Source organism: Bordetella sp. MIP270_01_BMS (assembly GCF_054958705.1).
This window is the reverse complement of sequence record NZ_CM143297.1, coordinates 2,535,687-2,556,603: the sequence shown is the minus strand read 5'-3', so window position 1 is coordinate 2,556,603 and position 20,917 is coordinate 2,535,687. Positions and strand designations below refer to the sequence as shown.

21 protein-coding genes are annotated in these 20,917 nt (G+C 63.5%); 16 read left to right on the top strand and 5 right to left on the bottom strand.

Annotation, left to right across the window (positions count from 1 at the left end; all coding sequences use genetic code 11):
• Nucleotides 1–16 precede the first annotated feature (16 nt).
• Entirely contained in the window at nt 17–1,780 is a 1,764-nt protein-coding gene (locus ACV17W_RS11940; protein ID WP_462592549.1) for a M61 family metallopeptidase, read from the bottom strand.
• A gap of 44 nt (nt 1,781–1,824) precedes the next feature.
• On the opposite strand from ACV17W_RS11940, the gene ACV17W_RS11935 reads away from it, so the two are divergent.
• From ACV17W_RS11935 to ACV17W_RS11875, 13 genes are all read left to right on the top strand, one after another.
• Nucleotides 1,825–2,601, top strand: coding sequence for an enoyl-CoA hydratase (locus ACV17W_RS11935; protein ID WP_462592548.1), 777 nt, complete (start codon nt 1,825–1,827; stop codon nt 2,599–2,601).
• A 193-nt stretch (nt 2,602–2,794) separates the two neighbouring features.
• The gene (locus ACV17W_RS11930) at nt 2,795–4,387 is read left to right on the top strand and encodes a DUF1254 domain-containing protein (protein WP_462592547.1); all 1,593 of its coding nucleotides are present in this window, start codon (nt 2,795–2,797) and stop codon (nt 4,385–4,387) included.
• A gap of 214 nt (nt 4,388–4,601) precedes the next feature.
• Nucleotides 4,602–5,030, top strand: coding sequence for an ATP synthase subunit I (locus tag ACV17W_RS11925; RefSeq protein WP_462592546.1), 429 nt, complete (start codon nt 4,602–4,604; stop codon nt 5,028–5,030).
• A gap of 68 nt (nt 5,031–5,098) precedes the next feature.
• Entirely contained in the window at nt 5,099–5,980 is an 882-nt protein-coding gene (atpB, locus tag ACV17W_RS11920) for a F0F1 ATP synthase subunit A (protein WP_462592545.1), read from the top strand.
• A gap of 113 nt (nt 5,981–6,093) precedes the next feature.
• Nucleotides 6,094–6,336, top strand: a complete 243-nt coding sequence (gene atpE / locus ACV17W_RS11915) for a F0F1 ATP synthase subunit C (RefSeq protein ID WP_003815363.1) — start codon at nt 6,094–6,096, stop codon at nt 6,334–6,336.
• Between the two features lie 145 nt (nt 6,337–6,481).
• Entirely contained in the window at nt 6,482–6,952 is a 471-nt protein-coding gene (locus ACV17W_RS11910) for a F0F1 ATP synthase subunit B (protein ID WP_462592544.1), read from the top strand.
• A 12-nt stretch (nt 6,953–6,964) separates the two neighbouring features.
• Nucleotides 6,965–7,504: a F0F1 ATP synthase subunit delta gene (locus ACV17W_RS11905; RefSeq protein ID WP_462592543.1), complete on the top strand. Its 540-nt coding sequence runs from the start codon at nt 6,965–6,967 to the stop codon at nt 7,502–7,504.
• Between the two features lie 37 nt (nt 7,505–7,541).
• Nucleotides 7,542–9,083 (top strand): F0F1 ATP synthase subunit alpha, encoded by a 1,542-nt coding sequence (atpA, locus tag ACV17W_RS11900; RefSeq protein WP_462592542.1) that lies wholly within the window; start codon nt 7,542–7,544, stop codon nt 9,081–9,083.
• A 99-nt stretch (nt 9,084–9,182) separates the two neighbouring features.
• A complete protein-coding gene (gene atpG, locus ACV17W_RS11895; RefSeq protein ID WP_462592541.1) occupies nt 9,183–10,088 on the top strand; it encodes a F0F1 ATP synthase subunit gamma in 906 nt (301 codons plus the stop codon).
• A 43-nt stretch (nt 10,089–10,131) separates the two neighbouring features.
• Nucleotides 10,132–11,532 (top strand): F0F1 ATP synthase subunit beta, encoded by a 1,401-nt coding sequence (gene atpD / locus ACV17W_RS11890; RefSeq protein ID WP_462592540.1) that lies wholly within the window; start codon nt 10,132–10,134, stop codon nt 11,530–11,532.
• 9 nt (nt 11,533–11,541) lie between these two features.
• The gene (locus tag ACV17W_RS11885; protein WP_462592539.1) at nt 11,542–11,967 is read left to right on the top strand and encodes a F0F1 ATP synthase subunit epsilon; all 426 of its coding nucleotides are present in this window, start codon (nt 11,542–11,544) and stop codon (nt 11,965–11,967) included.
• A 303-nt stretch (nt 11,968–12,270) separates the two neighbouring features.
• The gene (locus ACV17W_RS11880; RefSeq protein WP_462592538.1) at nt 12,271–13,038 is read left to right on the top strand and encodes a helix-turn-helix domain-containing protein; all 768 of its coding nucleotides are present in this window, start codon (nt 12,271–12,273) and stop codon (nt 13,036–13,038) included.
• 58 nt (nt 13,039–13,096) lie between these two features.
• Nucleotides 13,097–13,249: a hypothetical protein gene (locus ACV17W_RS11875; RefSeq protein WP_462592537.1), complete on the top strand. Its 153-nt coding sequence runs from the start codon at nt 13,097–13,099 to the stop codon at nt 13,247–13,249.
• Nucleotides 13,250–13,549: 300 nt separating this feature from the next.
• On the opposite strand, the gene ACV17W_RS11870 is transcribed toward ACV17W_RS11875, so the two are convergent.
• Nucleotides 13,550–14,575 carry a zinc-dependent alcohol dehydrogenase family protein gene (locus ACV17W_RS11870; RefSeq protein ID WP_462592536.1) on the bottom strand — a complete coding sequence of 342 codons (1,026 nt, stop codon included), beginning with the start codon at nt 14,573–14,575 and terminating at the stop codon, nt 13,550–13,552.
• Nucleotides 14,576–14,671: 96 nt separating this feature from the next.
• On the opposite strand from ACV17W_RS11870, the gene ACV17W_RS11865 reads away from it, so the two are divergent.
• Complete coding sequence (locus ACV17W_RS11865) at nt 14,672–15,538, top strand: LysR family transcriptional regulator (RefSeq protein WP_462592535.1); 867 nt, start codon at nt 14,672–14,674, stop codon at nt 15,536–15,538.
• 20 nt (nt 15,539–15,558) lie between these two features.
• Nucleotides 15,559–15,879 carry a hypothetical protein gene (locus ACV17W_RS11860; protein WP_462596610.1) on the top strand — a complete coding sequence of 107 codons (321 nt, stop codon included), beginning with the start codon at nt 15,559–15,561 and terminating at the stop codon, nt 15,877–15,879.
• A gap of 96 nt (nt 15,880–15,975) precedes the next feature.
• Here the strand turns inward: ACV17W_RS11860 and ACV17W_RS11855 are convergent, their stop codons facing one another.
• Complete coding sequence (locus ACV17W_RS11855) at nt 15,976–17,388, bottom strand: MFS transporter (RefSeq protein WP_462592534.1); 1,413 nt, start codon at nt 17,386–17,388, stop codon at nt 15,976–15,978.
• A 1-nt stretch (nt 17,389) separates the two neighbouring features.
• A complete protein-coding gene (locus ACV17W_RS11850) occupies nt 17,390–18,136 on the bottom strand; it encodes an SDR family oxidoreductase (RefSeq protein ID WP_462592533.1) in 747 nt (248 codons plus the stop codon).
• 133 nt (nt 18,137–18,269) lie between these two features.
• On the opposite strand from ACV17W_RS11850, the gene ACV17W_RS11845 reads away from it, so the two are divergent.
• Nucleotides 18,270–19,130 carry a LysR family transcriptional regulator gene (locus ACV17W_RS11845; protein WP_462592532.1) on the top strand — a complete coding sequence of 287 codons (861 nt, stop codon included), beginning with the start codon at nt 18,270–18,272 and terminating at the stop codon, nt 19,128–19,130.
• Between the two features lie 50 nt (nt 19,131–19,180).
• Here ACV17W_RS11845 and ACV17W_RS11840 read toward each other — a convergent pair whose 3' ends face one another.
• On the bottom strand, nt 19,181–20,680 hold the full coding sequence (locus tag ACV17W_RS11840; RefSeq protein ID WP_462592531.1) for a catalase: 1,500 nt from the start codon (nt 20,678–20,680) through the stop codon (nt 19,181–19,183).
• Nucleotides 20,681–20,917 lie beyond the last annotated feature (237 nt).

Genomic DNA, 20,917 nt, shown 5'->3' with positions numbered 1-20,917 from the left:
GCTGCCTGGCAGACCGTCAGCGGGCGGAAAGCACGCAGTCCAGCGCCGCTGGCGGCGCCAGGCGCACAGTGAAGGCACGCAGTTCATCACGGCGGAACACGTGAACCGTGACACGGTCGCCCGGTCGGTACTGCGCCAGCAGCTGTTCCAGTCCGGAGGGGGCTTCCACTTTCAGGCCGTCCAGCGCTACCACGACGTCTCCGGCCGCCAGGCCGCCCTTATGGGCCGCTCCCCCCTCGAGCACGGTGGCGAGGGCGAGCGCGTCGCCTTGCCGGCGGGTACGCACATCCAGCGAGGGGATGTTGACGGTGGGCTTCCACTGCAGGCCGATTCCGTGCGGAGCCAGCAACTCGCCCAGCGGCACGTCGGCCGTGCCGTAGGCGTAACGTGCCACGAAGCGGCGCACATCCACGCCCGTGGCCTCGCGCACCAGTGCAGGCAGCGCGTCTTCGGGTACGCCATGGGGATTGCCGCGATAAAAGTCGCGGCCATAGCGTTGCCACAGCAGGCGCATGACGTCGTCCAGCGAAGCCGCGCCGCCGCTTTCACGCCGGATCGTCAAGTCCAGGCCCAACGCCACCAGGGCGCCCTTGGTGTAATAGCTGACCAGGGCGTTGGGAGAGTTCTCGTCCTGTTTGTAGTAGCGGGTCCAGGCGTCGAAAGAACTTTCGGCCACCGACTGTTTGCGGCGGCCCGGCGTGCGCGCCACGTTGGTGATGGTCTTGGCCAGCAGTCGGAGGTATTCCGTCAGGCCTATCGTGCCCGAACGCAGCAGCATCAGGTCGTCGTAGTACGACGTGAAGCCTTCAAACACCCAGAGCAGCCGCGTCAGGGCAGGCTGCTGCAGCCGATAGGGCACGAAGGCGGCCGGCTTGATGCGCTTGACATTCCAGGTGTGGAAGTACTCATGGCTGAGCAGGCCCAGGAAACTGCGGTAACCATCGCCCTGGCCCTGCTGGCCCTGCACCGGCAGGTCTTTGCGAGAGGCCATCAGCGCAGTGCTGGCGCGGTGCTCGAGGCCACCGTAGCCATCGCCCACCACCATGGTCATGAATACGTAGCGGTCGCTGCTGTCCAGGAACGGCGCGCGCTTGGACCGAGGCTCGAAAAAGGCGATCTGGGCTTCGCAGATGCGCTGCGCGTCAGCGGCAATGCGCGCGAGGTCAAGCCGGGGCGCCACACCGGTGAAGACCAGTTCATGCTCGGCGCCGTGGGCGCTGAAGCGTGCGACCTGGGGCGTGCCCATTTCGACCGGGTGGTCGACCAGGGCGTCGTAGTCCGGCGCCAGGTAGCGGCCAAAGCCGTTCCGGCGTGCGGCGCCCGCGTGCCCGCGCGCCTCGGGCAGACTGGTGTAGACCTTCCAGCCCGCGATGCCGCGGGGGGGGACGAGCTCCAGGAGGCAAGGCGCTTCGTCCAGGCCCTCAGCGCGCAGGAACACGCTGGTTCCATTGAAAAAGCCGTGCGTTTCATCCAGGTGCGCGCCACGCACGGAAAGGTCCCAGGCGTAGACGGTGTATTCGATCTGCAGTGGGCCGACGCTGGGCGCGGCCTGCCAGGTATGGTTGTCAATCTTCGAAAGCGCAACCGCGCGGCCGCCCGCGCGGGCGTGCACGGTCTCGATCTGTCGTGAAAAATCGCGGATCAGGTAGCTGCCGGGAATCCAGGCCGGCAATGACAGCCGTTGGCCGCCCGGGTCCGGCTCGGCTACCGTCATGGTGACGCGGAATCGATGCCCGGCGGGGTCGTAGGGTTCTAGGCGGTAAATTACGGGTTTGTCCATTGCGGTATCTTACTGTCCCAAACGCAATTTTCCAGGAGACTTCCATGAGTGCATCGTTTGTACTGGTCGAGACCCGTGGCCGGGTGGGGTTGTTGACGCTGAATCGACCCAAGGCGCTCAACGCGCTCAACGATCAGCTCATGGATGAGCTGGGCGCTGCGTTGCTGGCGTTCGAAGCCGACGACAACATTGGCGCCGTGGTTATCACCGGCAGCGAAAAGGCCTTCGCCGCCGGTGCCGACATCGGCGCCATGAAAGACTGGTCGTACATGGATGTCTACGGCAACGAGTACATTTCGCGTAATTGGGAAACCCTGAAGCGCGTTCGCAAGCCGGTGATTGCCGCCGTGTCGGGCTACGCGCTGGGCGGCGGTTGCGAACTCGCCATGATGTGCGACATCATCATCGCCGCCGATTCGGCCAAGTTCGGCCAGCCCGAGATCAAGCTGGGTGTCATCCCGGGCGCTGGGGGCACGCAGCGCCTGCCGCGCGCGGTCGGCAAGGCCAAGGCCATGGACATGGTGCTGACGGCGCGCATGATGGGCGCCGAAGAGGCCGAACGCGCCGGTCTCGTGTCACGTGTGGTGCCGGCCGACAAGCTCTTGGACGAGGCCATCGAAGCGGCCACCGTCATTGCTTCGATGTCATTGCCATCGGTCATGATCGCGAAAGAATGCGTCAACCGTGCCTATGAATCGCCCCTCAACGAAGGGCTGCTGTTCGAGCGCCGTCTTTTCCACTCATTGTTTTCCACATCCGACCAGAAAGAGGGCATGGCCGCTTTCATGGAAAAGCGCCCGCCGGTGTTTCAACACAAGTAAGGCGCCGGGACGAGGCCTGGCGGCGGCCCATGGCAAGTCCGGAGGTTCCAGGCGGTTGCGGGCTGTAACTTTTGCATGGCACCTTGTTGCAACATCCGCGCCTATTCTGTAACGGCGTTATGTTGAAAGAGGCTCGCCTTGTCCCCGGACGAGGCGGCCGGCTCGATTGCCAATACAAACCAAGGAGCCCTTCATGCATCGTCGTCCATCTGAACCCGCTCGCCATTGGCGCCAGGCCGTCCTGGCCGGTGCGCTCAGCGCGTGCTTTGCCTGGGCCGCCGCGGCCCAGGCGCCTCAGCATACCCTGCGCCTGGTATCCGAAACGCCGGTGGCCGCCCCCGCGTCCGCACCGGCCGTCGCGCTGAGCGCCGACGAGTTGCGCGACACCGCGGTCGATGCGTACCTGTACGCCTATCCCCTGGTACTGATGGAAGCCACCCGCCGCAGCGCCACGCAGGTGCAGAGCGCGCTGGCCGGCAAGGCGCCCATGAACCAGTTCGGCCACCGCACGGTGTTCCCGGATCCGGGCGCCACCGATGTCGCGTGGCCCAGTACGGACATGCTGTATTCCAGCCTCTGGTACGACGTTTCGCGGCAGCCGCTGATTGTGCGGGTGCCGGACTCCGGCGGCCGCTACTACGCATTGTCGTTGCTGGACATGTGGACCGACGAATTCGACTCGCGCGGGTCGCGCACCACCGGCAACGGCGAGCAGACCTTCGCGATCGTGGGCCCGCATTGGCATGGCGTAGCCCCGGCAGGGGTTGAGGTCGTGCGCAGCCCCACCAATATGGGGTGGCTGATCGCCCGCATCCAGACCGGTGGGCCGCAAGATTATGGCGCGGTGAACCAGTTCCAGGCCGGCATGACCGCCAGTCCCATGGCCGTTGCGCCGCCGCCGGTTGCGGCGCCGCAGCGCCCGGGCGCGGCCAAGCCCGCCGTCTGGCCTCAAAGCCCGTCCAGTCCCGGCTACAGCCCGGTCGGCGCCGGGCCCAGCCGGTACACGCCCATGCCGGTGCCGCCCGCCTCGTCCGTCACCTGGGATACGCAGGGGTCGCCAGGCCAGCAGGTCGCGGCCATGGATCCGGCGACCTTTTTCACCGTATTTTCCGAACTGCTGCAGGCCAATCCGCCTCACGCCCATGACAACGCCATCCTGTCGCGCCTGCGCCGCATCGGGCTGGCAGGCCCGCAGCCGTTTGTATATGGCAATCTCGATCCCGTCGTGCAGCAGGCGCTCGCCGATGCGCGTCCGGTGGCGGGCCGGCGCATTGCCGACGGGGCGGCCCGGCTGGGTACGACCATGAACGGATGGAACACTGTGCTTCATGGCATCGGGTCGTACGGCACCGACTACGCTCGCCGCGCATCAGTGGCATATGCCGGGCTGGGCGCCACGACGCCGCACGATGCGTTGTACCCGGTCACCACGGTGGATGAAGACGGCGAATTGCTGAGCAGCGACGAAGATTACGTTCTGCATTTCGATAAGGGACAGTTGCCGCCGGTCAATGCGTCGTGGTCGCTGATTCTGTATAACGCCGAACAAGGCCTGGCCCCCAATCGCCAGGGCCGCTACGCGCTGCGCAGTACCGATCCCCTGCAGTACAACGCCGACGGCTCACTCGACATCTACATCCAGCGCGACGACCCCGGGCCGCGCAAGTCGTCGAATTGGCTGCCGGCCCCCGGCCAGGGCAACTTCATGCTCAACATGCGGTTGTACTGGCCCAAAGACATCGCCCTCGACGGCCAGTGGGCTCCGCCCCCGGTCAAAGAAGACTGATGTGCTTTCGCCCCGGCTGCGCCCGGTCGGGCGCGGCCGCACCGAGCCAGGCCCGTCCGACCCCCGGGCGGCGGCTGCGCATCTCATGCGTGCCCGGCTCTTCATTTGCTCGGTGAAAAAGAAACACGCTATACTCTACGGGTTTGACGCTTGCGGGATAAAAACACGTGGCAAACCTGTCGCGCATGTGTAGCCGCAAGAGCGGGGAAGCCTGATGCAAAGCCTGGTGGAAGAGAACCCGGTGCTTACCGATGCCGATCGCGCGGCACTCGATGCTCAAGCTTGTCGAGGGCTCTTGTGGGTATTGGCGGCTCAGGGTGCCATGGGGCTCGCGGCGGCATCGATTGCAGGGATCATTGCGGGTACGGCGGCCGGTTTGTCGGCGTTGGCGGGGGCGGGTGCGTATTTCGTGCCTAATGCGTTGTTTGCATTGCGTCTGCTCATCAACGTGCTCAAGTCCGGTCGGGCCAGTCCCGTTACTTTTTTCCTCGGCGAGATGGTCAAGTTGCTCATGACGGCGTTGCTGTTGTGGCTGCTGTCGCGTGTGGCACAGGATTGGCTGGTATGGCCGGCGGTGCTGCTTGGGCTGATCTTCACGCTGAAGGGGTATCTCTTGCTGTTGATGTTCCGCAAGTTGTCATAGCTGCTTAAAAATCGTGCAAACGGCCGGCTCGCAAGGGTCGTTCACTCAGCAAACAGGGTAGGGTTCAAATGGCTGCTGCCAGCGACGTATCGCCTCAGTCCGCGTACATTCAGCATCACCTGGTGCATCTGAACAACATAGGCGAAAAGCAGTCCGTCATCGCCCAGTTCGACGTCATCAACTATGACTCCGTGTTCTGGTCGGCTCTGACGGGCCTGATCGTCATCGTGTTCCTGTGGGCGGCCGCGCGTCGCGCCACCGCCGGTGTGCCGGGTCGTTTCCAGGCTTTCGTCGAGATGGTCGTGGATATGGTCGACGAACAGGCCAAGGGCATCGTCACCAATGCCAAGAGCCGCCTGTTCGTGGCGCCGTTGGCCCTGACTGTGTTCCTCTGGATCATCCTGATGAACGCGCTCGACCTCATCCCGGTCGACCTGATGCCTTCCATCTGGCGCTGGACCGGCCTGGGCGATGAGCATGGCGATCCGCTCTATTACCACCGTATCCTGCCCACCGCCGACCTCAACGTGCCCATGGGCATGTCGCTGGGCGTGCTGCTGCTCATGCTGTACTACGGCATGAAGATCAAGCATCCGGGCGGGTTCTTGAAAGAATTGTTCACTGCGCCTTTCCATGCCCATGGCATCGGTGCGGTGGTGCTGGCTCCGGCCAACCTGTTGCTCAACCTGATCGAATACGCCGCCAAGTCGGTGTCGCTGGGCATGCGGTTGTTCGGCAACATGTTCGCCGGCGAACTCGTGTTCATGCTCATCGCCTTGCTGGGCGGTGCCTGGACGGGCCTGAACGCTGCCAGCGTGGGCTTGGGTATCGGCCACGTGTTGGCGGGTTCGGTGTGGGCAATCTTCCATATCCTGATCGTGTTGTTGCAGGCCTTTATCTTCATGATGCTGACGCTGGTGTATATCGGCCAGGCACACGAAGGGCACTGACCCCATTCCCGGCGCGGGCTCGTTGCCCGCGCCCGGGGCGCAAGAGTTTCTTGCATTCCTAGCAGTTCCGTTTTCTTAATTTTTGACTTCAGATTTCTAACCAAGGAGTTGTCATGACCAACGTCGCTTTCGTTGCTCTCGCTTGCGGTCTTATCATCGGTCTGGGCGCTATCGGCGCTTGCATCGGCATCGCATTGATGGGCGGCAAGTACCTGGAAGCTTCGGCTCGTCAGCCTGAACTGATGAATGCGCTGCAAACCAAGATGTTCCTGCTGGCTGGCCTGATCGACGCGGCGTTCCTGATTGGTGTTGGTATCGCCATGCTGTTCGCCTTCGCCAACCCGTTCGTAGGCTAAGCCGACGGTTCATGGCAACGCCCGCCGGCGCAATGGCGGGCTTGACGCCGGCGGCAGTAGCGATTTCTGCTGCATGCCGGCCAAGTATCGAGTGCTCCGCGACGCCATCCTGCGTCCGGGGCCGTAAGGTGTTAAAGGAACGACCGTGAATCTGAACGCGACGATCTTTTTCCAGATGCTCGTGTTCTTCGTTCTGGCGTGGTTCACGATGAAATTCGTGTGGCCGCCCCTGACGAAGGCGATGGACGAGCGCCGCCAAAAAATCGCCGACGGCCTTGCCGCCGCCGAGAAGGGCAAGGCCGATCTGGCCCAAGCCCAAGCGCGCGTCAGTCTGATCGAGGCTTCTGCAAAATCCGAGAACCACGCCCGCATCATCGAGGCCGAGAAACAGGCCGCCTCGCTGATCGAGCAGGCTCGCCGCGAAGCTGAAGCCGAACGCGCCCGCATCGTTGCCCAGGCGGCGCAAGATGCCGCGCAGGAAGTGCAGCGTGCCCGCGACCTGCTGCGCGACGAAGTCGCCGCGTTGGCTGTCAAGGGTGCTGAACAGATCCTCAAGCGCGAGGTAGACGCCCGCGCCCACGCCGAGCTGCTGACCCAGCTCAAGGCGCAGCTTTAATCCGGGAACGCCATGGCTGAACTTTCCACTGTTGCCAGGCCCTACGCCGAGGCGCTATTCGGCGCGGCACGCGACGACAAGGCCGGCTTGCCGGCCTGGGCCGAATTGGTCGGCGAGCTTGCCCAAGTGGCTGCTCACCCCGACGTGCGCGACGCGATGTCCGACCCGCGCCTGGGCGATGTACAGCGCATCGAACTCTTTACCAGCCTGATCAAGGCTGAACTGCCCCAGGCCGCGCGTAATTTCATCGAGCTGCTGGTGGCCAACGACCGTTTGCTGCTGTTGCCCAGCATTGCGCAGCAATTCGTCGTGCTGAAGAACCAGCACGAGGGTACGGCGCAGGCGGAAATCACCAGTGCGTTCGAACTGAGCGCCGAACAGGTCAAAGAACTGGTCGACGCGCTAGAAATCAAGTTCGGTCTCAAGCTCAGCCCCAACGTCACCGTAGACAAGTCGCTGATCGGCGGCGTGCGCGTGGCCGTTGGCGACCAGGTGCTCGATACTTCCGTACAAGCCCAATTGGCCCGCTTGCGGGATACGCTGGCCGCCTGACGCGCTCGGCCAGACAAACAGGATTCCAGGAGTCAACATGCAACTCAATCCCTCCGAGATCAGCGAACTGCTCAAGAGCCGCATCGAGGGCCTGGGCGCTTCGGCTGATATTCGCACCCAGGGCACCGTCGTGTCCGTTACCGACGGTATTACCCGCATTCACGGTCTGTCCGACGTGATGCAGGGCGAAATGCTCGAATTTCCCAACAACGTCTTTGGCGTGGCACTGAACCTCGAGCGCGACTCCGTCGGCGCCGTGATTCTGGGCGACTACACCGGCGTTTCGGAAGGCGACCAGGTCAAGACCACTGGCCGCATTCTCGAGGTCCCCGTGGGTCCCGAGCTGCGTGGCCGCGTGGTCAACACGCTGGGCGTGCCCATCGACGGCAAGGGCCCGATCGACACGAAAGAAACCGACATCATCGAAAAAGTGGCGCCTGGCGTTATTGCCCGCCGCTCGGTTTCGCAACCGCTGCAGACCGGCATCAAGGCCATCGACTCGATGGTCCCGATCGGCCGCGGCCAGCGCGAACTGATCATTGGTGACCGCCAGACCGGTAAAACCGCCGTTGCCGTCGACACCATCATCAGCCAGAAGGGCAAGGGCGTCACCTGCGTGTACGTCGCCATCGGCCAGAAGGCATCGACCATCAACAACGTGGTGCGCAAGCTCGAAGAGCACGGCGCCATGGAATACACCATCGTCGTGGCCGCCTCGGCGTCCGACTCGGCGGCCATGCAGTACCTGGCAGCCTATGCCGGTTGCACCATGGGCGAATACTTCCGCGACCGTGGCGAAGATGCCCTGATCATCTATGACGACCTGACCAAGCAAGCCTGGGCCTACCGCCAGGTGTCGCTGCTGCTGCGTCGTCCGCCCGGCCGTGAAGCCTACCCCGGCGACGTGTTCTATCTGCACTCGCGCCTGCTCGAACGCGCTGCCCGCGTCAACGAAGAGTACGTCGAGAAGTTCACCAACGGTGCCGTCAAGGGCAAGACCGGCTCGCTCACCGCGCTGCCGATCATCGAGACCCAGGCGGGCGACGTGTCGGCCTTCGTGCCCACCAACGTCATTTCCATTACCGACGGCCAGATCTTCCTGGAAACCGACCTGTTCAACGCCGGTGTGCGTCCTGCCATCAACGCCGGTATCTCGGTGTCGCGTGTGGGCGGCGCAGCCCAGACCAAGGTCATCAAGAAGCTGTCGGGCGGTATTCGTACCGACCTGGCCCAGTACCGCGAACTGGCCGCCTTCGCGCAGTTCGCCTCCGACCTGGACGACGCAACCCGTCGCCAGCTCGAGCGCGGCAAGCGCGTGGTTGAGCTGCTCAAGCAGCCGCAGTACCAGCCGCTGCAGGTGTGGGAACTGGCCGTCACGCTGTACACGGTCAACAACGGTTACCTGGACGACGTGGACGTGGCGCAGGTCCTGGCTTTCGAAAAATCGCTGAAAGATCAACTCAAGGCCAAGCACGCCGGCCTGATCCAGCGCATCGAAGACACCAAGGAACTGTCCAAGGACGACGAAGCCGAACTGGCTGCCGCCATCCAGGATTTCAAGAAGCACGGTGCTTTTTAAGGCAATGTCTGGCGTAGTGGCGGGCCTCGTGCCCGCCCTACGGTAGGGCGGGGCGAGCCCCGGCCGCATCCCGCCAAGCCGTTACAACAGGAAAGCGCAATGCCCGGAATCAAGGAAATCCGAACCAAGATCAAGAGCGTGCAAAACACGCGCAAGATCACCAAGGCGATGGAAATGGTCGCTGCATCCAAAATGCGCAAGGCGCAGGAGCGGATGCGCGCGGGTCGTCCGTACGCCACCAAGGTGCGCGAAATCGCCGCGCACTTGATGCAGGCTAATCCCGAGTACAGCCACCCGTACCTGATCGAACGCGAGATCAAGGCGGTCGGCGTCGTGCTGGTCACCACCGACAAGGGTCTGTGCGGGGGCCTGAACACCAACATCAGCCGCGTCACGCTGGCCAAGCTGAAAGAATTCGAGCAACGCGGCGTTCGCGTGCAGACGACGGCGTTCGGCAACAAGGGCCTTGGCCTGCTGACCCGTATCGGCGCCAACCTGGTTTCGCACGAAGTGCAACTGGGCGACAAGCCCGACCTCGACCGCTTGCTGGGTTCCATCAAGGTCCAGCTCGACGCCTACCTCAACGGCGAGATCGATGCGTTGTACGTGGCCGCCACGCGCTTCATCAACACCATGAAGCAAGAGCCGGTGTTCCTGCGTCTGCTGCCGCTCGCGAGCGGTTTGGATGATCCCTTCCAGACGGGCGTCGAGACCATGTCGGCCAGCGCCGAGGTCAAGTCGAACTACAGCTGGGACTACATCTACGAGCCGGATGCCAAGAGCGTGATCGACGACCTGCTGCAGCGTTACGTCGAAGGCCTGCTGTACCAAGCCGTGGCCGAGAACATGGCCTCGGAGCAGTCGGCCCGGATGGTTGCGATGAAGGCAGCATCGGACAACGCCAAGAAGGTTATCGGCGAACTGCAGCTGGTCTACAACAAGACCCGCCAGGCGGCGATCACCAAAGAAATTTCGGAAATCGTAGGGGGCGCGGCCGCCGTTTAAGCAGCCAGCATCCCGTCAAAAAGCTATCAAGCAAGGAATCGACATGAGCAACGGAACCATCGTTCAGTGCATCGGCGCCGTGGTGGATATTCAGTTCCCCCGCGATCAAATGCCCAAGATCTACGAAGCGCTCACCCTGGCCGACGAAAGCTCGCCTTTCGCCGAGAAGGGCCTCACGCTCGAAGTGCAGCAGCAGCTGGGCGACGGCGTGGTGCGTACCATTGCGCTGGGCTCCAGCGACGGCCTGCGCCGCGGCATGAAAGTCGTGGGCACCGGCGCACCCATCTCGGTGCCCGTGGGTCACGGCACCCTGGGTCGCATCATGGACGTGCTGGGTCGTCCCATCGACGAAGCCGGCCCCATCCAGTCCGAAGAAAAGCGTGCTATTCACCAGGCCGCCCCCCGCTTCGACGAGCTGTCGCCGTCGGTCGAACTGCTGGAAACCGGCATCAAGGTTATTGACCTGGTCTGCCCGTTCGCCAAGGGCGGCAAGGTCGGCCTGTTCGGTGGCGCCGGCGTGGGCAAGACCGTCAACATGATGGAGCTGATCAACAACATCGCCAAGCAGCACAGCGGTCTGTCGGTGTTCGCCGGCGTGGGCGAGCGTACCCGTGAAGGCAACGACTTCTACCACGAAATGGAAGAGTCGAAGGTGCTGGACAAGGTTGCGATGGTGTTCGGCCAGATGAATGAGCCCCCGGGCAACCGTCTGCGCGTGGCCCTGACCGGCCTGACCATGGCCGAGAAGTTCCGTGACGAAGGCCGTGACATCCTGTTCTTCGTCGACAACATCTACCGCTATACCCTGGCCGGTACCGAAGTGTCGGCACTGCTGGGTCGTATGCCTTCCGCCGTGGGCTACCAGCCGACGCTGGCTGAGGAAATGGGCGTGCTGCAAGAGCGCATCACCTCGACCAAGACCGGTTCCATCACGTCGATCCAGGCCGTTTACGTGCCCGCCGACGACTTGACCGACCCGTCGCCCGCCACGACCTTCCAGCATTTGGACTCGACCGTGGTGCTGTCGCGTGACATCGCCGCGCTGGGTATCTACCCGGCCGTGGATCCGCTGGATTCGTCCAGCCGCCAGCTCGACCCGCAGGTCGTGGGCGAAGAGCATTACGCCGTTGCCCGTGGCGTGCAGCAGACGTTGCAGCGTTACAAAGAACTGCGCGACATCATCGCCATTCTGGGCATGGACGAGCTCTCGCCTGACGACAAGCAGGCCGTTGCCCGCGCTCGCAAGATCCAGCGCTTCCTGTCGCAACCCTTCCACGTGGCTGAAGTGTTTACCGGCTCGCCCGGCAAGTACGTGCCGCTGGCCGAAACCATCCGCGGTTTCAAGATGATCGTCGACGGCGAATGCGACGCGTTGCCCGAGCAGGCCTTCTACATGGTCGGCACCATCGACGAAGCCTTCGAGAAGGCCAAGAAACTGCAATAAGGAGCTCACATGGCTACCCTGCAAGTGGATGTCGTCAGCGCAGAAGAGGCGATCTTTGCCGGTGAGGCAACGTTCGTGACGCTGCCTGGCGAAGCGGGTGAACTGGGCATTCTGCCCGGGCACACCCCGCTGATCTCGCGCATACGCCCCGGTACCGTCAAGATCGTCCGTGCCGATGGAGGCGAGGAGAACATCTTCGTCGCCGGGGGCATTCTTGAAGTGCAGCCGGGCATGGTGACGGTGCTGGCCGATACGGCCATACGCGCGGCCGACCTCGACGAGGCTCGCGCCGTGGAAGCACGACAAAAGGCCGAAGAGGCTCTGCGCAACGCCAAGGACAAGGCCGACATCGCAGTTGTCGAAGCCGAGTTGGCCATGCTGGCCGCGCAGGCTGCAGCGGCTCGCCGCCTTCGCCAGGTTCGCAGTACGCACTGAAGTCGGTACGCATGCCCGTGCACAGCGCGGAGCATCATGCAAGAAGGGCGGCCCCAGGCCGCCCTTCTTGCATTTGCGCATGGTAAAGCGCGGACATGCTCCTGAGCAGGCGTTACGTCAGCGAGCGGCATCCGTGGGATCTGGGTGCGCATATATCTCTGAGCACGCCTTTAGCCAAGTTGGCAAGCGCCTGACGCATCGTTTACGTATAACCCGCAATATGACAAGTGCGAATTCCGGCAGAAGGCACTGACGCGTACGCTTTCGATTCTTGCGTATGTATCAAGTCTCAAGGAGCCCATCTTGCGCGAAACACTCGATTGCGCCGTTCTCATGACCCCAGGCCACGAGACCTGGGTGCGCGACTGGGTCGGCAGCCACCAAGGTCAAGGGCGCCTCAGGCTGTACGCCCAGGAGCTTTCCACCCTGGCTCCCGGTGCCCCTGACACCCGTCTGCTGGCTCGGGGCCGGCTCGCGTTGCGGCGCTTCGATGGCTGCCTGGTTCCCGTGGCCGCAGCGTCCTTGCCATGGGTGCGCACTGTGCTGGCCAACGCGGGGGCAGAGCCCCGTACGCCCTTAGTCACTCTGGTGTTCGACATTACCGCACCGGCCATCCTCGACCTGCTGGCGCTGGGCGCAGCCGATTTCATGCGTGCTCCGGCCTGCACTGACGAACTGCGCGCCCGCCTGACCCGGTTGTGCCGCACGGGCATGTCCGCAATGTCGGCGCCGGCTCCGGGCGCGGCAGGGGTGCCTTGCACCGTCCGCGAACCGTTGCCCTCCTACGGTAACCGGTCGGGCCAGCGGCGTGCCGCTGCTCGTGCCCGGCTCGAAGCCGCCCTGGCTGCGCTGCATGCCCAGGAAGCCACACAAGACGAAGAGCCATTCCGCCAGGCCAAGGCGCGGGTCGTAGACGGCTTCGAACGTGAATACCTGCGGCGCGCCTTGTCGCGCCACGCCGGTAACGTGGCCCAGGCGGCCCGCGCTTCCAGCAAGCACAGGCGAGCCTTCTGGGCCCTGATGCGTAAGCACCGCATCGATGCGGCGCGCTACCGCGTGGCGGCCGAGTAAGCAATGCCGATAGCTCGAAGAGCTTGTCGCGAAGCTGCCGTGGGGCCGGAAAGTCCGCATGCTGACGCTCTCCGTGCCCGGTGCCGCCAAGGAGCGGCGTCAGGCGGAACGGAAGGGCATCGCGCAGCAATTGATAGAGGCGAGGCCCAATGGCGCAATCAGCCTGCTCGATGTGCTCGGGAACGGACGGCCGTGTCGGGTCACCGGGTGAGCGCATCGTTTCCACCGCCGGCTGCAACTTCATCGGCCGGCAGGGCAGGAACGTAGGTACTCAACTGGTTCGAGCAGACAGTGCAGAACGGCGAAGGAAGAACGCTGCGTTTCGATATCGGGCCGCTACGAAAGCAGATGATGATCCTGGGTGTGCCCCAAGTTACATCCACTGTGACTCGCGCGTCCCGGATTGAGGTCTTCGCCCACCATTCCGATGCGCGGCAATCCCGAATTCGACGATGACGCGCCGGCCCGCCGAATAATATCCGGGCGACCGTGCCGCACCGAGTATGGGGTGCTAGCGGGCGGCCGTATCGTGCAGCAAGGCCACTTTTCCGAATCGCGTGGCCTCAGCCATGTAGCCTAGCGCCTGTGGCGCGTCTTGCCACGGAAAGACCCGGTGGATGATCGGCTTCAGGCCGTTCACCTCGATGGCGCGGATCATGGCCTCGAACGATTCGCGCGACCCGACGGGAATGCCACGCACCTGTACCTGCGCGGAAAAGATGTCCAACGGATTGACAGAGCCTTGCTTGCCACCCAGATAGCCAATGACATTGATCTGGCCGCGGCGGGCGCAGGCGCGCAGGGATTGCGCAAAACTTTGGGGCCCTCCCACTTCGATGACGTGATCGACCCCGCGCCCATCTGTCAGTTCGCGCACGGACGCGGCCCACTCGGGCTGGACGCGATAGTTGACGCCCGCATAGGCGCCCAGTTTGGCGGCACGCTCGAGTTTGTCGTCGCTGCTGGAAGTGACGATCACCCGCGCGCCGCTCGCCACTGCAAACTGCAGTGCGAACAGCGAAACACCGCCCGTGCCCTGGACCAGCACCGTGTCGCCGGCCTTCAACCTTCCTTCCGTCACCAGCGCATGCCAGGCGGTGACGGCAGCACACGGCAGTGTCGCGGCTTCAAGATCGGTCAGGTTTCTGGGAGCCAGGACAGCGGCCTGCTCATCGAGCAGTGCGTACTCGGCCAGCAAACCGTCGATCGGACCGCCCATCTGATAAGCCGGCTCCGCCATGCCAAAGCCGCCGCCGACCCAGCGCTGCCAGAACGTGCTGCACACCCGGTCGCCGACTTTGAATCGTGTCACCCCGTGCCCGACAGCCACGACCACGCCAACTCCATCCGACAACGGCACCAGCGGCAGGTCGAATTCCGTGTGGTAGGACCCCGTCACGATCTCGACGTCACGGTAGTTGAGCGCCGTGGCCGTGACCTGAACGAGTATCTGCTGGCGGCCAGGTTCCGGCACAGGTCGTTCAACGAGCCGCAGATTGCCAAGGCCCGGAGAGGGATAGAGCATCATCGCCTTCATCGGTTCCGACTCCGGTGAGTTTGGGTAGAGACATCATGGCATTGCGTCGTCACATACTCAAATGCATAATGCGTATAAAAATTATGTGTACAAAACATGTTTGATGAACTGCGCACTTTTGTGCTGTATGCGCAAGAGGGTTCCGTGCAGAAGGTGGCAAGCCGGCTGCCGCTAACCCAGCCGGCCGTGACGCGTCGCATCCAGAAGCTCGAGCGCATCATTGGGGTGCCTTTGCTTGACCGTCGCCACAAACCTCCTGCGCTGACACCCACGGGCCGGGAAGTGCTACGGCGCAGCGAGGCCATCCTCGCGGCAGCTGAAGAACTTCGATTACTGGCAAAGGCGCCCGAGCCAGAAGGCGTGTTTCGGCTCGGGGTCGCCAAGGGGTTGGCACATGCCGATCTATCCGAGGGCCTTTCTGCAGTCATAGCTCGATTTCCTCGCCTTACCCTGCGCCTGCGGTCAGGGTGGAGCGGTGAGCTCGTGGAACTGCATCAGGACGGCAGGCTCGATGCCGTCGTAATTCTGTCTGAAGGCAGGCGGTACGCCGCCGCCCAGGCCCTTGGCAAGGAAAAGCTGGTGATCATCGGACCCCGAAGGTTCAAACCGCAGTCTCGCGATGCCGTGGCGCACGCAGGCTGGGTGCTGAGTCCGGAACCCTGCGAGGCACGCAGGCACCTGGCCAACAGGCTGACGGCGCGACAGCGGACGTTGAACGTGGTCGCCGAAATCGACGATGCCAGCATGCAGGCCGACCTGATACGCAGGGGCGTGGGCCTGGGGTTGATGCCCAAGCGGCTCTATGAGCGATCGTCGCCGAAAGGGGTCACCGCGGTCGACGCCGTCCCCGGAAACCTGCAGCTCGACGTATTGATGCTGCGCGCGCCGCACCTGGGCCCTCTGGACAGCGTCGCAGACGCTGTCGCGACCGGCATACGGCAACTGCTCACGCTTGGCGGCTGATGGGCCCGGATTATTGCGAGGTGTCCTCCGTCGCCGCCGCTTTGCAGAAAGATGAACTGAATGTCGACGTCCGGGGTTCGGAAGACGGCGAGCCTGCCGATATTCCTACCGCCTTGCGACGCCGGGGCGGCATCCTGGCTCATCGCGGTTTTGCCAGCGTACGCTCCGAAACCGACATGCTTCGCTATCTACGCAAGCCGTCCGACAAAGACCTCGCGCTAGACCGCAGCATGACTCCGCTGGGCTCGTGCACCATGAAGCTCAGCGCCACGGCCGAGATGATTCCCATCGGAACTGTTTTCCCCGGCTGTACGAGCGGAGGGCTCCGCCTCCACACGTGATCATCACGCGGCATCCCAAACCCTCTTTGTGCGCGAGCCAGGCAAAGAGGACCGCATCGGGCGCTGGCGGATGAACCCTTCCGTCAAAGCCTGGCACTACTTTTCAACGAGATTCCAACTTAGCCCCGCCGCAAGCGCCAGCGCCGCGCCTATGGCCGTCGAGGCCACGGCGAATGCCAACCCCACATCCTGCGCGCCTGCGCCATCAGGCGCGATTGCGATGAATAGCCCTCCTATCATGGCCACGGATACTGCGGCGCTGATCTGCAGAGTGGCGTTGACCAATCCGGAAGCCAGCCCCGCCCAGCGGGTGTCGACCCTGTCTACGTTCAATCGCACCAGCGAGGGCAGCGCCATGCCTTGCCCCAGGCCGATCAAGAACAACGGCGGCGGCAGCCATGAGGGCGTGCCCGTGTACGCCAGCGCAGCAGCGGCGGCCAGGCCGGAAACTTCCAGGATCATGCCGAACGCGGCGGTTCGTGCACCCAGGTGCCGTGCGACAGGCGGGCTGCAAAGCGGCCCCAGCAAGAAGCCAATGCCCAGGGGCAGGATCGCCAGGCCGGCTTCCAGGGCGTCGTGCCCCAAGCCCGCCTGTTGATACACCGCGAACACGAGGAAGAACGCGGCGAGCGAGTAGAACAGGAAAGTTGCCGCCAGGCTGCGCCGCAACCCGGCATTTGCCAGCAGCGAAGGCGGGACCAGAGGCGTCCGGCCGGCGAGTTCCTGTTGTGCTTCATACCGCCAGAAGGCATACAGCAACGGCAAGCTCACAATTACAAGAACTACGCACCACCACGGCCAGCCGTGCTCTCGTCCTTCGATCAGCGGTATCAGAAAGGCCAGCAACGCTGACGCCAGCAGCAGCGCCCCGGCCATGTCCAGGCGGGCCGAGCGTTCGGCCGGGTTTTCACGAAGCAGCGTCAATGCGGCCGGAACCGCGGCGACGATGATGGGAAGGTTGATCAGGAACACGCTGCGCCAGCCAAGCCCCCAAAGGTTCGCAGACATCAGCTCGCCTCCCAGCAACTGGCCGCCCACCGACGCCAGCCCGAGCGTTGCGCCATAGAGGCTGAGCGCCCGGTTTTTCTCGCTCGCCTGGAAGATGGCGTGGATGGACGCCAAGGTCTGAGGCGCCATGATGGCCGCAGATATGCCTTGCAGCAAACGTCCCAGGATGAGTACGCCGGGTGACGGCGCCAGGCCACACAGCGCCGACGCGAGGCCAAAGCCGAGCATGCCGGCCACGAACACGCGCTTTCGTCCATAGAGATCGCCCAGGCGGCCACCCAGGATCAATGTCACGGCATAGGCCGCGGCGTAGACTGAGATCACCAGTTGCGACACGTCCGAAGTGGCTCGCAGGTCTGCACGGATCGAGGGCAGCGCAACGTTGACGATGAAGAAATCCAGGGGCGGCAAGAATGTGCCTGCCAACAGGACAGCCAGGGCCAGCCAGCGACGCGGATCAGGAACCGCGATCGCGGCTGGTTGCATCCCCATGGTCGTCATGTCAGCGCATGCCGCCCGAAGCCAGGACGATTTCGCCCGTTATCCACGCCGCATCGTCGGACGCCAGGAATGCGACGATGGGCGCGATGTCCTGTACCTGGCCGATGCGGCCCAGTGGTGTCTGGCGTTCGTTCCACGTTTGAAAGTCCGAGCCGATGGCGCCGGTGGCATGAGTGCCTTCGGTTTCGATCAGGCCGGGGTTGACGGCGTTGACCCGGATGCCGCGCGGCCCCAGTTCGCGCGACAGAACGCCGGTGATTGTGTCGATTGCGCCTTTGGTGCCGCTGTAGATGGCGCTCTCTATAGGGAGCACCCGCGTGACGAACGAACTGACGTTGATGATGCTGGCACCCTGGCCCAGATGCGGCGCGGCGGCGCCGCTGACCAGCAGAGGGGCCAGGACGTTCGGGTCGAACTGCTGGCGGTATAGGGCTTCGGTGGTGTCTTCGATTCTGGCGAACTGGTAAACGCCCGCGTTGTTCACCACGATATCCAGCCGGCCAAAGTGGTCGATGGCGGCCCTGACCAGGGCGGCTGCCTCTGACTGCTTGGTGACGTCGGCGCCGACTGCAACGGCTTTTCCGCCAGCGGCTTCAATGTCGGCGACCACCTTGTCCGCGCCGATCCTGCTCGATGCGTAATTGACGATCACCCGCGCGCCGTCGGCCGCGAGTCGGCGCGCAATCGCGGCGCCGATTCCTTTCGAAGCGCCCGTTACGAGGGCAACCCTGTCCTTCAACTTGCTCATGTCGTGAGATTCCTAATCCATCTGGCCCGGAATGGCCAGTTCATTGGCAGGCGTCATGGTGATGCGTACAGAATTGCTTGTGAACTGCCGTTCATGTACATTTTTTGTACATATTTGAACGGAACCCCAGGATATGGAATGGAGCGACGTCCGGGTCTTCCTGGCGGTAGTGCGCGGTGGATCTTTCGGCGAAGCGGCCCGCATCCTGGGAGTCAGCCACCCCACCATCGGGCGCCGGGTTAGGGCGCTTGAGGACGAGGCGGAACAGCCCCTTTTCCGCAGGACCGCAACTGGGCTGGTACTGACAGACGCCGGCGACGCCGTGCTGGCGTTAGCGGAATCTATGGAGAATTCCGCCTTGGCCATGGAAAGGCGCCTGGCAGGCAATCATGAGCGGCTCGAGGGGATTCTGCGGATTTCTTCGGCAGAATGGTTTGCCGGTTATGTCCTGGCGCCGGTTCTGGCTGAACTGGCGCGGCGCCATCCGGCCGTGGTGCCGGAGGTGATGGCGAGCTATCGCCTGCTGAACCTGTCCCGCCGCGATGCCGACGTGGCATTTCGCATCGTGCCCTTCAGCGAACCGGATATCGTTCAACGGCGCCTGATGACGATGCAGTATGGTCTTTATGGCTCGGCCAACACGGCACACGCGATGCAGAAAAATCCGGAATCGGTGGGCCTCATCCTGATGAATACGGCGCAGTCCCATTTTCCCGACGTTGCCTGGCTGCTCGACAGGTTTCCCCTGTCCCGGCGGGCCTTCACCAGCACGAGCCGCGCCGTCCAGGCGCAGATGTGCCTGCGCGGTCTCGGTGTTGCCGTACTTCCGCGGCCTCTGGGTGATGCCGTGCATGGATTGCAGCGTATCGAAACGCCCGGCCAGCCACCCACCAGGGATATATGGGTCGGCTATCACCAGGACCTGCGTCACATGGATCGGCTGCGGGCAATGCTGGATATCGCCGATACGATGCTGGCGAGCTCCGCGTCCTAGCCCGCCAGCCCGCCGGTGCGGCCGCGTGCACCGGCATGTCCAGGGTTCGCCTACGCTTCGCTCATGCCCGCAGCGGGTTCGCCGGCCTGGTGATTGCGCACCTTGTCCTCTATGCGCCGGCCCACATTGGCGTCGATGCTCTTCCAGTACTCGAAGGCCCGCTCCAATACCGGTGACCGCACGCCGCCCAGCAGGCTGCCGGCGACGGTCTCTACCAGCCGGGCGCGTTGCGCGTCATCGAACACCTCGCGTACCAGCGTGCCCGGCTGGCTGAAGTCGTCGTCATCGGACCGCAGGGTGTAGGCGCTGCGTATCATCTCGCCGTCGGCTTCCCAACCGTCTTGGACTTTGCCCTCGGGATCCGACCATGGGCGGCCGGCAGAGTTCGGGGCGTAGACCGGCTGGTTGCCGCTGTGCTCGTAAGCCATCTGCCCGTCGAACATATAGGTGTTCACCGGTACCTTGGGCTTGTTGACGGGCAACTGGTGGAAGTTGGCGCCTATGCGGTGGCGTTGCGCGTCGTTATAGGCAAAGGCCCGGCCTAACAGCATTTTGTCGGGCGACAATCCGATGCCGGGCACCGTATTGCCGGGCGAGAACGCGGCCTGCTCGATCTGGGCAAAGAAGTTTTCAGGATTTCGGTTCAGGGTCATCGTGCCCACTTCGATCAGCGGGTAGTCTTTGTGCGACCAGACCTTGGTAAGGTCGAAAGGATTGATGCGATACGTGCGCGCGTCGTCGTACGGCATGACCTGCACCGACAGCGTCCAGCTGGGATGCTCGCCCCGGGCAATGGCGTCGAACAGGTCGCGGCGATGGAAGTCGGCATCGGCGCCGGCCATGTCCTTGGCTTGCCGGTTGTCGAAGAATTCCATGCCCTGGCGGGTATGGAAATGGTATTTCACCCAGAAGCGTTCCCCCTGCGCATTGATCCACATGTAGGTGTGTGAACCATAGCCGTTCATGTGGCGCCAGGTGCGCGGCAGGCCGCGGTCGCCCATCAGGTAAGTGACCTGATGCGCCGATTCCGGATTGTTGGTCCAGAAGTCCCACTGCATGTGGTTATCGCGCAGGCCGGAATCAGGCAGACGCTTCTGGGTGCGAATGAAATGCGGGAACTTCATGGGATCGCGTACGAAGAAAATAGGCGTGTTGTTGCCGACCAGGTCATAGTTGCCTTCGCTGGTATAAAACTTCAACGAAAAGCCGCGGACGTCGCGCCAGGTATCAGGGCTACCGGCTTCCCCGGCCACGGTCGAAAACCGGGCCAGCATTTCGGTATTACAGCCCTTCTGAAACAGTGCTGCCTTGGTGTAGGCCGATACATCGGCGGTGGTTTCAAAAACGCCGAATGCACCCGCGCCTTTCGCGTGCGGTTGCCGCTCGGGCACCTTCTCGCGGTTGAAATGCGCCATTTGCTCCAGGAAATGCACATCGTGGAGCACGATGGGGCCGTCAGGGCCGATGGTCAACGAATGGCGATCACTGGGCGCGGGCGCACCGGCGCCCGTGGTGGACGGCGTGGAGAAAATTTTTTTGGGATCGGTCATGGCGGCTCCTGGGAAAACGTCAGAAGTGAGGGCATCAAGGCCCCGGTAGCAAGGTCACTGTACACCGGCTACATGAAAGCCCAGATGCGCGAGCTCACGCGCGCCCTGCGCAGACGGCCCGCTACGGGGCATGACAGGGAGGGGGGACGGCTTTCGAGGGGCGCGCGGTGGGGCGCCGCCATTGCCCTCATAGTGGCGTGCGGGCCTGGCGTCATGGGGCCGGGTGAACGCCGGTGC